13 protein-coding genes are annotated in these 14,898 nt (G+C 29.8%); 7 read left to right on the top strand and 6 right to left on the bottom strand.

Translation table 11 applies throughout. From position 1 onward, the window contains the following. Nucleotides 1-532 precede the first annotated feature (532 nt). The 7 genes from VLC96_RS04625 to VLC96_RS04655 all read left to right on the top strand — a co-directional run bounded on the left by VLC96_RS04625 (nt 533) and on the right by VLC96_RS04655 (nt 8,865). Nucleotides 533-856 carry a helix-turn-helix domain-containing protein gene (locus VLC96_RS04625; protein ID WP_325260925.1) on the top strand — a complete coding sequence of 108 codons (324 nt, stop codon included), beginning with the start codon at nt 533-535 and terminating at the stop codon, nt 854-856. A 27-nt stretch (nt 857-883) separates the two neighbouring features. Further along, nucleotides 884-2,131 (top strand): DNA cytosine methyltransferase, encoded by a 1,248-nt coding sequence (locus VLC96_RS04630; RefSeq protein ID WP_325260926.1) that lies wholly within the window; start codon nt 884-886, stop codon nt 2,129-2,131. A gap of 2 nt (nt 2,132-2,133) precedes the next feature. Then, nucleotides 2,134-4,137: an AAA family ATPase gene (locus tag VLC96_RS04635; protein WP_325260927.1), complete on the top strand. Its 2,004-nt coding sequence runs from the start codon at nt 2,134-2,136 to the stop codon at nt 4,135-4,137. A gap of 2 nt (nt 4,138-4,139) precedes the next feature. Then, nucleotides 4,140-5,819, top strand: coding sequence for a hypothetical protein (locus VLC96_RS04640; protein WP_325260928.1), 1,680 nt, complete (start codon nt 4,140-4,142; stop codon nt 5,817-5,819). Nucleotides 5,820-5,940: 121 nt separating this feature from the next. After that, nucleotides 5,941-6,963, top strand: a complete 1,023-nt coding sequence (locus VLC96_RS04645; protein ID WP_325260930.1) for a hypothetical protein — start codon at nt 5,941-5,943, stop codon at nt 6,961-6,963. Nucleotides 6,964-7,015: 52 nt separating this feature from the next. Beyond that, a complete protein-coding gene (locus tag VLC96_RS04650; protein WP_325260931.1) occupies nt 7,016-7,846 on the top strand; it encodes a hypothetical protein in 831 nt (276 codons plus the stop codon). Between the two features lie 188 nt (nt 7,847-8,034). Further along, nucleotides 8,035-8,865 (top strand): competence protein CoiA, encoded by an 831-nt coding sequence (locus VLC96_RS04655; protein WP_325260933.1) that lies wholly within the window; start codon nt 8,035-8,037, stop codon nt 8,863-8,865. A gap of 195 nt (nt 8,866-9,060) precedes the next feature. Here the strand turns inward: VLC96_RS04655 and VLC96_RS04660 are convergent, their stop codons facing one another. The 6 genes from VLC96_RS04660 to VLC96_RS04685 form a co-directional block, all read right to left on the bottom strand. Beyond that, nucleotides 9,061-9,345: a hypothetical protein gene (locus VLC96_RS04660; protein WP_325260935.1), complete on the bottom strand. Its 285-nt coding sequence runs from the start codon at nt 9,343-9,345 to the stop codon at nt 9,061-9,063. Nucleotides 9,346-9,522: 177 nt separating this feature from the next. After that, on the bottom strand, nt 9,523-10,542 hold the full coding sequence (locus VLC96_RS04665; protein WP_325260937.1) for a DUF6371 domain-containing protein: 1,020 nt from the start codon (nt 10,540-10,542) through the stop codon (nt 9,523-9,525). 94 nt (nt 10,543-10,636) lie between these two features. Beyond that, on the bottom strand, nt 10,637-11,815 hold the full coding sequence (locus VLC96_RS04670) for an AAA family ATPase (RefSeq protein ID WP_325260938.1): 1,179 nt from the start codon (nt 11,813-11,815) through the stop codon (nt 10,637-10,639). Between the two features lie 4 nt (nt 11,816-11,819). Beyond that, nucleotides 11,820-12,098 (bottom strand): helix-turn-helix domain-containing protein, encoded by a 279-nt coding sequence (locus VLC96_RS04675; RefSeq protein WP_325260939.1) that lies wholly within the window; start codon nt 12,096-12,098, stop codon nt 11,820-11,822. A gap of 103 nt (nt 12,099-12,201) precedes the next feature. After that, entirely contained in the window at nt 12,202-13,071 is an 870-nt protein-coding gene (locus VLC96_RS04680) for a hypothetical protein (RefSeq protein ID WP_325260940.1), read from the bottom strand. Between the two features lie 49 nt (nt 13,072-13,120). Next, nucleotides 13,121-14,419, bottom strand: coding sequence for a tyrosine-type recombinase/integrase (locus VLC96_RS04685; protein WP_325260941.1), 1,299 nt, complete (start codon nt 14,417-14,419; stop codon nt 13,121-13,123). Between the last annotated feature and the right edge of the window lie 479 nt (nt 14,420-14,898).

Here is a 14,898-nt window from a genome sequence, read left to right on the forward strand (position 1 = left end):
GTTGAATGAAACAAAAGTATTTTTAAAAATTCATAAGTAGTTGATATATAGTTACTTTGAAGCTAAATGCAATTAAGTGCAAAGGCTATTTATCTATCTCATAATCAGGTGGTCCCTGGTTCGAGCCCAGGTGGGACCACTTTTAAAAACCGTAAATCGCTTATAATTAGTGATTTACGGTTTTTTATTTTCTTAATTTGTACGATTTTTGTATTGCTGGGTTTTGTTTTTCCTGAAAAACTATTTTTTTTCGCAAAAAAATAGTTTGATAAGTTGCGGAGAAAGATAACGATCAGGTCACTTTTCTTTGAGATACTACTAAAAACTAAGGCAACTCGCAAGGGTTGCATTTTTTATTTTAGTCATCGAATTACTCATATTGCCAAATTTTATTGCTTGTTAAAAGACAACTTATCGATTAAAAATATAATTTTTTTGTTTTCAACTTGTGTATAACTTTTGGGATCACTCGTTTTTAAAAAGGCCTATTTATTTATTTTTAGACAAAATTTGACAAGTCAATAATAGTAATATGAAGTTTGGGGAACACATAAAACAATTACGTGAATTAAATCATCTATTACAAAGGCAATTAGCCAATGCTTTAGATATGGACACTGCAATGCTTAGTAAAATTGAGCGAGGCGAAAGGAGGGCAAAAAGAGAACATATTCCAATATTTGCATCACTTTTAAATACAAATGAAAAAGATTTGTGCACAATTTGGTTAGCAGATAAAGTATATGAATTGATTAAACAAGAAGACAATGCTACTGAAATTTTTAAAGTAGCAGAGGAACAAATAAAAGCAGATATAAATAAACATTCGTCTAAAAAGAATGTTGTTAAGTTTTAAAATATTCTTCAATAATAATAAAGAAAAATGAAATCAAAAAAAGTAAAAGTTGAAGAAAAAGAAATAAAGAACATTGAGGTAAACGAACCAATAGAAAATGTTAATAGAAGAATTGAGGATTGGACAATAAAGAATTTTAGCAACCCTAATGCGACAATACGACTTGCAACAATGTTTAGTGGTATTGGCTCAATTGAACATGCTTTAAAAAGATTAAATCTAAAAGAAGAAATAGTCTTTGCTTGTGATAACGACAAATATGTAAAACAAAGTTATTTCGCTAACTATGAGATTGCAGAATCAAGTTGGTATGATGATGTAAAAAATATTAATGGTAAAAAGTACATTGATAAAATAGATTTATTAGTGGGTGGAAGCCCATGTCAATCTTTTTCAATGGTAGGTAAACGAAAGGGATTTGATGATACAAGAGGTACTTTGTTCTATGAGTTTGCAAGAATAGTAAAAGAAAGTCAACCAAAAGTATTTATTTTTGAGAATGTCAAAGGTTTAGTGAATCATGATAAAGGGAATACCTTTGAAGTGATAAAAGAGACATTTAAAGAGCTTGGGTATAAATTTAAATATAGATTATTAAACTCTAAAGATTTTGGTATTCCACAGCATCGTGAACGTATTTTTGTAATAGGTTTCAAAGACCATTCTATAGATTTTGAATTTCCTGAACCAATTCCACTAGAATATAAAATGCAAGATTTCCTTGAGGATTATACTGAAAGTAAGTATTATCTCAAAGAAAAAGGAATTAAATTCGTGACTAGCACAAAAAACAGAAACAAAAGATACACCCAAATCAATGGTGAAATTGCTTTATGTCAAAAAGCTAACCAACAATTTAATTGGCATGGCGATTTTATATTTGAAGAATCTGAATGTGATTTTAATGACTTTGTTTTTGATGTTAATGAAGTAGAAGAAAAATATTATTTATCAGAAAAGACTAAAGCATATGTTCTAGCTACAGGAACAAAGACTTTTAAAACAACTGTAGGTACTGATTTAGAAATAGCAAGACCAATTTTACAGTCTATGCACAAAATGCATCGTTCAGGAGTTGACAATTACGTTACTCACAACAAAGGAAAAATTAGAAAATTAACACCTAGAGAATGCTTACGTTTAATGGGATTTAAAGATGATTTCAAACAAGTAGTGAGTGACACTCAGATGTACAGACAAGCTGGAAACAGTATTGTTGCAAATGTATTTATAGCATTAATGAAACAAATGGACATAACTAAATTCGGAATATAATCATGGCAGATCCAATATGCAGATGGAGAAATCCTTACTTCAAAACGATTAGAGAATTAATTGAAACATTACCAAAAGAAAATCTACCGTCTATCAGAGGAAGAGAAATTACAAATCAAAATTGGGGGGAAGAATTTTTCGGAACTCCTTATCAATTAGCTTGTCAATTAGGATTATATTACGAATTTAATAATGAATTCATAACTAAATTTCACCATGCCCCTACACCGAATGAATTACACGGCTATCTAAGAAATTGGATTACGAAGTATTATGTTCCAAACCCATATACAAAAAAAGGTTTTGAAAATATTAAGCCTAAAATAATACATGTTGAATTTGCAAAAAAACTGAAAGCCAATAATGCAGAAATGGATTGGAATCAGGTCAAAAATGAATTATTTGAAGAGCCAATTGGAAATGATGATATATTAGTAAATTCTATCAACCAATATTCTGAAATTTTTGAAGTAAAAAACAACAAACTAAAATTAAAAGACGGAATCAAATACGACGATTTAGATAATTATATTTATGAATATAATTTAGGTGATCGAAACGATAAAAAAGCGTTTTTTGATTTCTTATCATTAGATATAAATAATGATTCCTTAAAAATTATTCAAGGAAATACAAATGCCATAGATGTAGATTTTGAGTTGATTAGTTCCGAAGATATAATTTCGCAATTCACAAAATGGCTAAATGCCAAACCTAAGAATAATTATTTTGACAATAATTATTCGAAGACGGTTTCATTTTTAAACAGATTGCAAGAAAAATATATAGAAACATTTGGCGTGAGTCCTTTTGATGTTGATTTTAAAGAACTGGATGGCTTCATTACAAAGTTAAATGAAAATATTTGGAATGAAAAAACCCCTTTCTGGTCTTACAGTTTAGCTACTTCAACTCATCTACCTAGAGCAATTCTCAATAAGGATAATTATCAGTCGTTTTTAAGGGACTTTAAAAAAAATCAAGATCAAAAAATTCAATCAAAAAACATCATTTATTACGGTGCTCCCGGAACAGGAAAATCTCATAAAGTTGATAAAGAAATAGAACAGTTAGAATCCAAATATTACGAAAGAGTAACTTTTCATCCTGAATTTGACAACGCATCTTTTATAGGGGGATATAAACCCAAATCTGTGAAAGTAAGATATGAGGATGAAACTGGGGAGTATTTTGAAAATGAGGTGCGTTATGAATTTGTTGCTCAATCTTTTACAAGCATCTATGAGCGTGCTTGGCAAGATTTAGACCATCAATATTATTTAGTTATCGAAGAAATCAATAGAGGCAATTGTGCGGAGATTTTCGGAGAAATTTTCCAGTTGTTAGATAGAACATCCAAATACACTGTTTCACCATCAACAGAATTAAGAGAATATTTAGAAGATTCATTCAAAGATAAAAATCATTTAGGTATAGCAAATGGTTTAAAACTACCACATAACCTAAATATTCTAGCCACTATGAACACTTCCGACCAATCATTGTTTCCAATGGACAGCGCATTTAAAAGACGTTGGGATTGGGAATACATACCAATCTGTTATACCCCTAATGTTGATTACGAAAAGAAGAATGATTCTTATGATTTTGAAATTGACATAGAAGATGGAAAAAAATACAGATGGATTAAATTTATTGAAAAAATAAATTTAAATCATATTAAAAATAATCCATCATTGGGTATGGATAAATGTATTGGTAATTACTTCATTAAACCTGATAATGAAAATACAATTTCTTTAAAACCATTTATAAACAAGGTAATTTTCTACTTATGGAATGATGTTTTCAAAGATGAAAACAACAAAGTATTCGAAGAGAACACTTCTTATGAAGATTTCTTCCCAATTAATATAAATGGGAAAAAGAAAATCAAAGAATTATTTGACAGAATTGAGTTACTACCTATAAAAACTTTAGAAATTGTAGAAGATGATTCTCAATTAGAACAAGTGGCAGAAGATCAAGAAGAATTTGAGTCATAAAAATGAAAATCCTAATTGAAAACGAAATATATCCAATAGAATTACTTCAAGAAGTATTCGATGATCCAAAGTTTTATAAACAAAACGGCTTGGATGGAATAATTACGTCTGTTGGGTATTACCATTCTTTTGAGAAAAATAGCTTGGTTTTTATGCTTCCAAAAGTCTTTATGAGAGATAAAGACAAAACAGTTTTTGGCTGTAAAAAAAATGAATTAGTTGATTTAATTACAAATGAATCCGTAAAGCACAAAACGCAATACAATTGGGTACGCCAATTATCGGTACATTTCTACAATAGTCTATCTGAATTTAAAAAAAGGTACAACGATACAACCATAATTCATAATACGGAAACATTTGAACTAAACACTAATTTAGGCGATAAAGAATATTCTTTTCTTGATTTACTATTAAGTTTTGTAAACTTTTATAAAAAGAACAAACAACAAATATTGTTCAAACACATAGAATTTGTTTCCAACCAAGCCAAAAAACCAAAATGGGAAAAAACCATTAGAAAATCCTTACCTATTTTAGCAAATGGCAAAACACCCATATATATAGAAATAACCAATAAGAAAAAAATAATAAATAACGAAGAAGAACTACTAACCTATTTCTTTTCTATTCTAAATCATCTAAATACACAACACAATCTTAACCTAAAAATTGATAAATCATTCAATCTTATAGATGGAAAACCTTTTGACACATTGTGCTTAAATGGTAGTGCCAAACTCAGAAAAATAAAACACCGTTATTTCAGCGATGCTTTAAAAAAAATGTATCGTTTGTGTGAATTGTATTTCGACCAATTTGACAAAAGTAGTATTAAACGAAAAAGAGAAGATTTCCTAGCGATAAGCAATTATAATATAGTGTTTGAGGATATGGTCGATAAATTATTTTCAGACGAATTAAAAACACTTGAAGTTGATGGTATTACAATCGATAAATTAAAGCACAATGACGATGGTAAAATTATTGATCATATTTACGATTATAAATCATTAATTGATACCAGCGATATTTTCTATATTGGAGATTCTAAATACTATAAATCAGATAATACAGCAAGTAAAGTATCCAAATACAAACAGTTTACTTATGCCAAAAATGTAATTCAATTCAATATTGATTTACTTAATAAAAATAATCAAAATCAAATCGGTAATTTAAGATATAGAGATAAAATAACCGAAGGCTATAATATCTCTCCAAACTTCTTTATCTATGGTTATATAGATGATGTTTCAAATTACGATGCGCATTCAATAACTAAAAAAGGAAGTCCTGTACCTTCATATCATTTTGAAGAACGATTATTTGATAGAGATACATTATTTGTTCATCAGTATAAAATTAATTTTTTATACGTTTTAAAGGCTTACACAAACTTTAATGAATCAGAAATTCTAACATTTAGAAAAGAGGTAAAAGAAACGTTTAGAGATAACTTTTTGGAATTTTTCAATAATAGTTCAGAATGTAAATTTGAATTTTTCGAATCCAATATTAACAAAAATGACTATTCTGATTTTGTCATTAATAATTTTAGAAAATTAAATGGGAAATGCTATTGTACTATTGATGAAAGATTGCTTCTAGCAAAACATATTGATGATAAAACTTTGGATTTATTAATGAGTAATTTTACAAAAACAGATAAATTAGAATAAATAATGTATGACATTCATCACTACAATCTCTCCAAAATTGGTGTATAATAGTGACTACATCATTACTCTATACACGTAGTGGCAAGTTAGGCGTAATTGTAAAAAAACTTAATTTTAACAAATGAAAATATACGATAAAGATTTTGACAAAGTAATTAATGGCGTTGTAGCTACTGGCTCTTTGACTTACAGAGAAGCAATTGAAAAGTTAACACCATTAATTAGTAAAACTGAATTTCAAAGGAAATTACAAGATAAAAAGTTTTATGAAAAACTCGAAAGAGACATTGTTAATGGTTGTGTTATGCCACCTATTACACTAGCTTTTGTAGAAAAAGCAATTAATCTTGAAACCCAAATAGAAAAAATTGAAACATATTTTAATAATGAATATGAGAACTCATTTGTTTTAGATGGAATACAAAGACTCAACACTTTATTAAGAGTTTCAAATCAAGAAAATTTTGATTTCGATAAAAAACTTTATTTCAACATCATTTTTAGTGACAAAGTTGACAAATTGCTTTATCGAATGATTACTCTAAATAACGGGCAAAAACCAATGACACCACGTCATCAAGTTGAAATGTTAATGGCTAATGTATTCAACTTTGAAGCACTTGGCATCGAAGTTCAAACTGAAAAAGAAAGAGCTGATAAAATCAAAATAAACTCTTTTAATAAATCTGATATTGAGCAAGCTTATCTAGCATATATGGCTAATTCGCCAATGGTAGACAATAAAAAAATCATCCAAGATAAAATGGATGAATTAATTGTAAATAAAATCATTTCGACTGAGCCTATAGACGATTCAGGAAATTTTGAAGATGTTATAAAAGCAATTGCTAAATTTCAAATTATTCCTGCAAATATTAAATGGTTAAAGCAAGCTAATAATTTAGTAGGATTTGCAGTCGGTTTGAAAACTTCTCACAAAATAATTTTAGATTTAACTCCAGAAGAGTTTTCAAATTCAATTGAGGTTTTTGAAAAGGCATTTTCTGATTTTAACCCATCCAAAATTAAGTTAGGTAAAATGAGAAGAGAATTATCTTTTGAATATTTTAAAAATTACTCAAAACTTAAAGATTTTGACACATATGAATTATTAGAATATTTTAGTGATATAACAAATGATTAACAGATACTCAATAGTTGATTCAGTAGCTAGAAACAACACGAAATATAAACACTTGAAGACTGAAGAAAATCCATCTCCTATTCTTAATATCTTTAGGCTAATTTCGGGTACTGTAAATATCAAAGATAATTATCAAGATAAAATATATAAGATAAGAGATAATAACATAAAATTTCCTACTGAAGAAAATCCATCTTTAAAGTATGACACTCTCCTTGAACAATTTGATGAAAGTGTATCATTAGAAGATTTAAATTATTTTTTCTTAAAAGCAAGAGCTAATAGAAAATTTTATAAATCAATTGAAGTTGAATTAATAAAATGTTTAATTGCTTATAAAAGCGATAAATTTTTAGAATCTTTCATTTATTTATACAGAATTATTGAAGGAATCTCTTACTCAATACCTTTAATCTTTATCTCTAAAAAAGATGATTATAATAAAACATACCACGACTTACAATCTTACTTTGGTAAAGATAAAGATGGAGAACTTCTATTTTTTAAAAGGTTTGTATCCGAGACTTTTAAAGATGAAGATTTTTACAGTTCCAACATTACAATTGATTTAAATTTAGTTGATATTGAAGAATTAAGACCTAAATATTACGAACTATATTTAAAGAAAGTAAATGAAAAATTTGTTTTAGACAAATCTGAAAACAGTTTCATTAAAATAAAATTCATAGGTTATTATGATTTATTAATTGAACTTAGAAATAGATTTTTTCACAATTTAAAAGGTAGTTGGCAAGAAAATTTTGATTCCACGGAACTAATGTTTCCAGACCAATTTTTTAAGCCAATCACTTTACACGGAATAAATTGGCTCTCAATAATATTGTTCGAAATAATAAAATTTGACCTTCAAAAAATAAAATAACAACTACGCCTAACACACGCTACAAGCAATTTGGGGATTTGGCTTAATGGAAAAATTGGTTTGTATTTGGAAGATTAGGCAAATCCGAAAGATAAGCTGATTTAATCCCAAACTGCTTGTAACGCGAGAACGTTAGTGGCGAGCATTCACCAAAAATGTAAAAAACAAACCTCTAAACAATTTAGAATATGCGCTTTGCTTTAATAGGTAACGATCGGACAGAAGCTCAACCAAAACTAAACGGATTGTGTTGTTGTTGTTCGAAGCCAGTTATTGCAAAATGTGGCACACGAAAAATTTGGCATTGGGCACATAAAAGCAAAACAGATTGTGATAATTGGTGGGAACGTGAAACAGAGTGGCACCGAACTTGGAAAAACAATTATCCAGCCGATTGGCAAGAAGTATCATTACTTGATAAAAGAACAGGAGAAAAACACATTGCAGATGTTCGTACAGTTCATAATCTCGTTGTAGAGTTTCAACATTCGCATATTAAACCTGAAGAACGAACTTCCCGAGAACAATTTTATAAAAACATGGTTTGGATAGTTGACGGCACACGTTTAAAATATGATTATCCTCGTTTTCTTAAAGGTAAAAATAACTGTTTTGAAAATACAATTTTTTATAATACCGACAATCCGAAAATATTTCGAGTTGATCTTGTAGATTGGTGTTTTCCGCCAGCTTGGCTTGAAAGTTCTGTACCTGTAATCTTTGATTTTCGAGGAGACGGATCAATGGACGATTCCGAAGGTTTGAGAAATACTCTTTACTGCTTATTTCCACAAGTTGGAAGTTACGCTAGAGTTGCAGAGATTTCACGAAAAGCTTTCATAAATGCAACAACAAATGGAGAATGGACTTTGAGAGTTGAAGAATTTATAAATGACTTTAGAAAACAAGATGAAGTAAAACGACGACTAGAGCATCAACAAACCCTGTCTCGTAATGTAAATTTTAGACAATTAGGAAGTCCTCTAAACCGTTTTATTTATAAAGGTAGACGACGATGATTTTAAAATATATAGTCGAAATAGTCGAAAATAATTCAAATGGCTCATAAAAATTGCCTGCCACTAACAACCGTTTGGCGAGATTGGGGTTTTAGGCTTAATGGAAAGTTGGTTTTGCATTTGGGATGATTTGGCTATTCCAAAAATATGGGTTAATTTAATTCCAAGCCTCTTAAAGCCACAGGGCGACATAATCTAATCATCATCATCGTCGTAATCAATTGGAGGTACAAAAGTTAGAGTAATTTCCGCATAACGTTGTACTTCTTTATTATCAATTGCAATTTCGCTTTGTTTGGGTACTATGTAGGGTAATAATTTAATGATAGTATCTAATCGTTCCTTTGGCTGTAATTTTGCTAGTAAATCGGCAATATTATCCAATTCATTACTAATTACATTTTGGATTAATTCCTTTGTTTCTGCTGTTGTGCGGTTTAATGTTCCTTTGGTTCGTCCGCCTGTTTTGTTCCTTTTCATATTTTCTATTTTTGTCTACTTTAGATAAAAATCTGCTAAATCAAAACCGTTTTCAAACTCGGTCGCTCAATCAATTCATTATCTGCAATTTTAAACTCTATTGCGTTTAACTAGATATCATATATCTTTAAATCAAAAAAAAACATATTAAAACTTGATACTGAGGCTTCCATTTTTTTATAACCTATAGATATCTGTATTATTATCGCTGAAAAATTGTATTGCTTTATATGATTCCTCTTTTGTCAATTCTAATCTTATCATTTTCCGTTCCTGAACCATTCGGAAAACTTCACGACTTCCCTCGGAAAAATCCCAATCATTCTTTGGTTGCCAATTTTGTAGAAATTCTTTGGTTCTTAGATCTATGCAAATATCTGCCAAATCGGTTCCTTTGGGGTAATCCATATTTTCCAATAAATCATGTACTTCTATATTGAAACCTTTTTTGTTTAACTCAATGGCCTTTTGCGACCAATCAGCATATTCACCTTTATCAGGGAAAACCTCTATTTTGCAATGCTTAATCGCTTTTAGGAATTTATAATTAAATCTACCTTTATCCCCCGTTGCTAACCATTTATATTCAGGTTTGAGCATTCTCATTATAAAGGCTGTTTTTGCACCTTCTACCAATGCTACTATACATGTGTCTTTATTGATTGTATGCAACCCATATAAGCAACGATCATCTTTGAATTTCCATAACTTCAAACAACATCTCATGGAGGTTATATCAGCATCGCCATTTTCTAGGTAAGAACGTTTACCTGTTTTTGGATCATATCCCATCACTTTGCCGTGGTACACTTTCCCTTGTTGGTCAAGTTCCCAAAATATTACTTTATCTCCGTCCCATGTACCTATTAGATATTTATTGATGGTCTCAATTATTATGTCATCAGGAAAAATCGTTCTTAGGAATTTGATAAAATTACTTATAGAATTATCCAATACGGTTTTTTCTACCAATTCAAGACTGTAATAAGTAGGGGGTAACGGAATTTCTTTTTTATCTATTATATCAGATGGTTCTACTATTGTACCAGCACCTAGAGGAAAATATTTATCGCAACTATGACAATATCCACAATTTGTGTGACCTCCAATTGGAGCAAATTTTCCATCTTTATTGCTTCTTCCGCAGGGACAATATTTTACAAATTTTCGGTTTTTGCTAAATTTGAATCGCTTCATCGGTTTAAAGGTTTAAACTAGTTTATTAAACTTCAAATTCAAGGTTTAAGGTTTAGGAGCCTATATATACAGCCAAACCTTAAACCGATAAATTTTAATATTCACCAAGAGTGTATGAGCCTTTTTTCTCAGCCTGAATTAGCCAACCTTTGTTACTGCATTCAGTAATTAAACCCTTAATTCGATTGTCAGCTAAATTCTTTTCAAATTGATTCGTGTATGCAAGCTTTATTTGGAGTAGCAATTGACCATACTTAAATTCTTTCTCATGACTATATACTTCGGTCAATAATTGGTACTTTTGATGGCTCTCTAAATCTGTTTCTTTACGTGAATTGTTAGTTTTTTTTATTGGCAGTTCATCCATTGAAACTAAAAAAGGCAGTCCATCTTCGTCAATCTTAAAAGCAAAAGTTTCAGGTTCACGATTTCTGCATTGTTGGGCTTCAACTATTGAAATTTCTTTATCATTCTCCAAAGCAGTAACAGAAAGAACTATTTCCGCCTTATTAATCAATTCGGTTCCAATATGCCCTCTTGCGTTATTATCTCCTTTATTTTGGTGCAGGACGGTTAAAATATAGAGATCTCTTTCCTCTGTCCATTTCAACAACTTTGTAGTTATCATGGTCGCTTCCCCCTCATCATTAATTGAGGTCACTAAATCTTTAATTCCATCAATTACAACAAACCCGATTTTATCATTTAAGTAAATTTCCGATTCGATAAATTGCAACCTTTCGGCTGGACTTAAGCTTCTTAAATGAAATGCATGTAAGTTCACAGGTTCCTCAATATTAATCAGCTTGCAGATACGTTTAACAGCATTCTGAACGTGATATTTCCCCTGCTCCGTATCAATATAGAGAACTTCATTTTTATTACTAGGCAGATAGCTTTTGAACCGATTTAATAAACTGTGGTTATTGTTTGATGCAGTAGCAACCGCTATACTAGTGAAAAATGTTTTTTTTGATTTAGCTTTGCCAATTATTAAACCAAAATTCCCCATAGTTCCTAGAATATCTTCACCTTGGTTTTTTGTCCTGCAAAGACTCCACGCGATTTTTGGAGGCACGATTTTTTCTTTTAAGTTAATTTTGAATTTCAGGCGATTAAGTACATGTGATTCTTCCGCTAGCTTTTCACTATGAGCACTGTTCAAGCTTGTATCAATAGCATCGATAAGACCTTTTGTATCTTTAAATTTTGTATCTTTGATTGGTTGAGTCTTCAAAGATTTCTCTTGGCTATGTGTATTTTCGGTACTCATGGCCTTATTTTTTTAGCGGTTTTAAACATTCTAGTAATTCCGCTTTTTTGTAGTATCTGCGGTTACCAATTCCATAAGCTTTAATTTTGCCCTTATTTGTCCAATGCCAGCAAGTACTCGAATTTATTTGTAGAAACTCGCACGTTTGCTCTCGGGTTAACAACTCATCAGGATTGTGAGTATTGAGATTTTTTTTAAAATCTTCCAATTGACTTTTAACGCCCTCATTGATAAGCTCGGCTAATGCTTCGGGTGTTGTTTGGATAAATTGTAATACATTCATTTTCAAAGTGTTATTTGTTATACTTTGCAAATGTCCTACTACAATGTGTGTCGAAAAAAGTGTTGAAAAAAGTGTTTTACGTGTTTTTTACGTGTTTTAAATTTTATTTCAATCCGTCTTCATAATTCTGACGGTGTTCGTCAATTTTTTCGTATTCTTTTTCTTCCCATTTTAGAAGTGCCTTATCGAAATTTTTTATTTCAATTTTATAATTATCTTTTATAAAAAATTTATACGAATCTTTCGTTGCATACAATTTATATCTTTTGCTATTGTATTCTTTCAAATAAAACCAAATATTAGTAATCTGTCTTATAGTTCCTTTGTAATACTCATCAAAAAGATATTTAAACAATTCAAAACAATCATTATTCCACAAATTAGGGTCATGCTTAGGGTGCAATACTTTTTCGAGCTCATCAGGTTTACCAGCTTGGAATTGTAGAAGTGGCAAACTATCAACCTCGACCATCTCTATTTTATCTATTTTGTTTTCAGTTTTTTCTGAAAAATAATCGAATAGTTCTTTTAGTATTTTGTCTAAATCTGATGAGAAAGTACCTAAAAAACCTAGCCAGTTTACTTCTTTCTTTAATTCAATGTACATACTTTTATAAGGCAGTATTTCTAAAGCATCATCGTCGCTAGAACTCCTTTTGAAAGCACAAATTTCTGCGATATTTTCGCTCCACACATCATTGAATGTTTGTATGCTAATATTTAATTCACGTGCTTTTAATTTTATCGGTTGTATTATGTTTACATCAATGACATTAAATTTGGCATCTATATCCAATTGCAGTACATCACTTCTTAATTTGTCATTGTGGTTTTTTGAGGGGCTTAATTTGCTGGATTCCGTACACAGCAAATTGTAGTCATTGATTATATCATCAAATCGTTTGAAGTTATTAATATTAGAGTGCAAAAACTTAACAAATTGCAATAAGGCATTTATTTTTTCTGAAATCATAATTTTACATAATTTATCTGCGAAATGCACGCGTTTAAAACAAAACTTTTTATACTTTAAAATACTTAAACGTTTCTTTTGCTAAATCTTTATTGCTTTTGCCGATATAAGTCAAAAACATCGCTTCGGTACTATGCCCAGTGATATTAATTAGTAAAGCTGTTGGTATATTTGAACCGTAAAAATTTGTTGCGAAGCTACGTCTTCCAATATGACTAGTGACTAAATCACATTTTCTAAATTCCTTGGTTTCTTTTCTAAAAATTCCGCTTTCGGGTTCGGTTTCTGTTTTCTTACTGCCATTAACCAAATAAGTAATTTTTGCAATCTCACAAACTGTTTTGATATAATCATTATACTTTTGGTCTGATATTGCATATGGAAACTCACCACCTCTTTTATTGAGTATCTCAATAACTTTTGGGTGTAATGGTACGGTCATAATTTTATTGGTTTTAACCTGTGTAAATTCGATTAATGGCTTTAATTCCCCCTTGTCATCCTTTTCGTATCTAATCATTGATTTGTCAAAACGCATAAAGTCCGATACTCTTTGTCCACAATAACACGAAATTATTAACCAGTCTTTCGCATTATCTAAGCTATCTGTTAATTTGATTTTCTTAATTTTTTCAATTTTCTCCAACTCATCAAAGGTTAAATAAACGCTATCTACTTTTTGAAACTTTGTTTTTATATTATCTAATTGATAGCTTATTTCAAGTCCATTTAACCTAGCGTGTTTGCAAATAGTTTTTACAAACTTTACCGCCCTTGCTATTGTATTGGGTGCATACTGGTTATTTATGCAGTACTTTTCAAATCCAATTTTATATTGGGTGTCTATATCAGCAATTAAGAAAGTTTTTTTTTCGTGTTCTTGATGTCTAATTAATAATTGCTTTATAACATTACATTTTTTGATAGTTCCGTTTGACACTTCATTTCGCTTTATTTCGATATAATAATCAACGTACTTTATTAATTCTTTTGGTAGTGCTTCGGCTTCTTGTGGTGGATCGTAATAGTTGTCAATTTGAGTTTGCAACCACTCTTTATTTACCTCATCAGGTTTAACAGAATTAAAAGCTTTTAAAATATGGTTTTCAATTTTATTAAGCTCTGTATTTACTTCTAATCGTTTATTTAAAAGTTCAGGTTCTTTCGTTCCTCTAATTTTTTTTGTTTTCTTATCGATTACATGGTTTCCATTCCAGTAGTCTTTTGATACTTCAAACTTTGTATTTACTCCAAATACAAAATCAGTTTCATTTAAACGAAACAATAAACGCAAATGCAAATTTGCTTTGTCTTTGGTTGAGCGATACAAAAAATTAATCGTTGCCATATTAAATGTTTTTTTGAGCAATACAAATATAATTTATTTGTACGGTACTTGTACGGTAAAATAAAAATTGTTTAAAACTATTGCAAACTAAACAAAAACAAAATACATTTACAAAGCATTGTTATTATTGATTTTATAAGTATTTTTAACTAAAATAAAGGAATTACAAAAGAGGTGTTTTTGTAGTTACAGTGGTTCAGGTGGGACCACTAGTAAAATCAAGCCTTTACAGTAATGTAGAGGCTTTTTTTATTTCTTGGGTACAACATAGGACAATAAATTTAAAAAGCTTTACAGGAAATTAGAAATCAAATACAGATGGGAAGCTATAGATTTTGAGAATCTATTGATAAACACAGGCAAAACATACATCCCAAAACTTTTACCCAATGTAGATTCTTTTAAAACAGCTTAAAAGCTTCAATCTTCTGTTAAACACCATAACTTAATTAACAATCAATCTTAAATTACTTTGACAA

It is taken from the genome of Flavobacterium sp. (genome assembly GCF_035456085.1).
Classification (GTDB): domain Bacteria; phylum Bacteroidota; class Bacteroidia; order Flavobacteriales; family Flavobacteriaceae; genus Flavobacterium.

Coding starts and splice junctions, on each gene's coding strand:
- VLC96_RS04625 (WP_325260925.1), top strand. CDS start 533: ATGAAGTTTGGGGAACACATAAAACAATTACGTGAATTAAATCATCTA.
- VLC96_RS04630 (WP_325260926.1), top strand. CDS start 884: ATGAAATCAAAAAAAGTAAAAGTTGAAGAAAAAGAAATAAAGAACATT.
- VLC96_RS04635 (WP_325260927.1), top strand. CDS start 2,134: ATGGCAGATCCAATATGCAGATGGAGAAATCCTTACTTCAAAACGATT.
- VLC96_RS04640 (WP_325260928.1), top strand. CDS start 4,140: ATGAAAATCCTAATTGAAAACGAAATATATCCAATAGAATTACTTCAA.
- VLC96_RS04645 (WP_325260930.1), top strand. CDS start 5,941: ATGAAAATATACGATAAAGATTTTGACAAAGTAATTAATGGCGTTGTA.
- VLC96_RS04655 (WP_325260933.1), top strand. CDS start 8,035: ATGCGCTTTGCTTTAATAGGTAACGATCGGACAGAAGCTCAACCAAAA.
- VLC96_RS04660 (WP_325260935.1), bottom strand. CDS start 9,345: ATGAAAAGGAACAAAACAGGCGGACGAACCAAAGGAACATTAAACCGC.
- VLC96_RS04665 (WP_325260937.1), bottom strand. CDS start 10,542: ATGAAGCGATTCAAATTTAGCAAAAACCGAAAATTTGTAAAATATTGT.
- VLC96_RS04670 (WP_325260938.1), bottom strand. CDS start 11,815: ATGAGTACCGAAAATACACATAGCCAAGAGAAATCTTTGAAGACTCAA.
- VLC96_RS04675 (WP_325260939.1), bottom strand. CDS start 12,098: ATGAATGTATTACAATTTATCCAAACAACACCCGAAGCATTAGCCGAG.
- VLC96_RS04680 (WP_325260940.1), bottom strand. CDS start 13,071: ATGATTTCAGAAAAAATAAATGCCTTATTGCAATTTGTTAAGTTTTTG.
- VLC96_RS04685 (WP_325260941.1), bottom strand. CDS start 14,419: ATGGCAACGATTAATTTTTTGTATCGCTCAACCAAAGACAAAGCAAAT.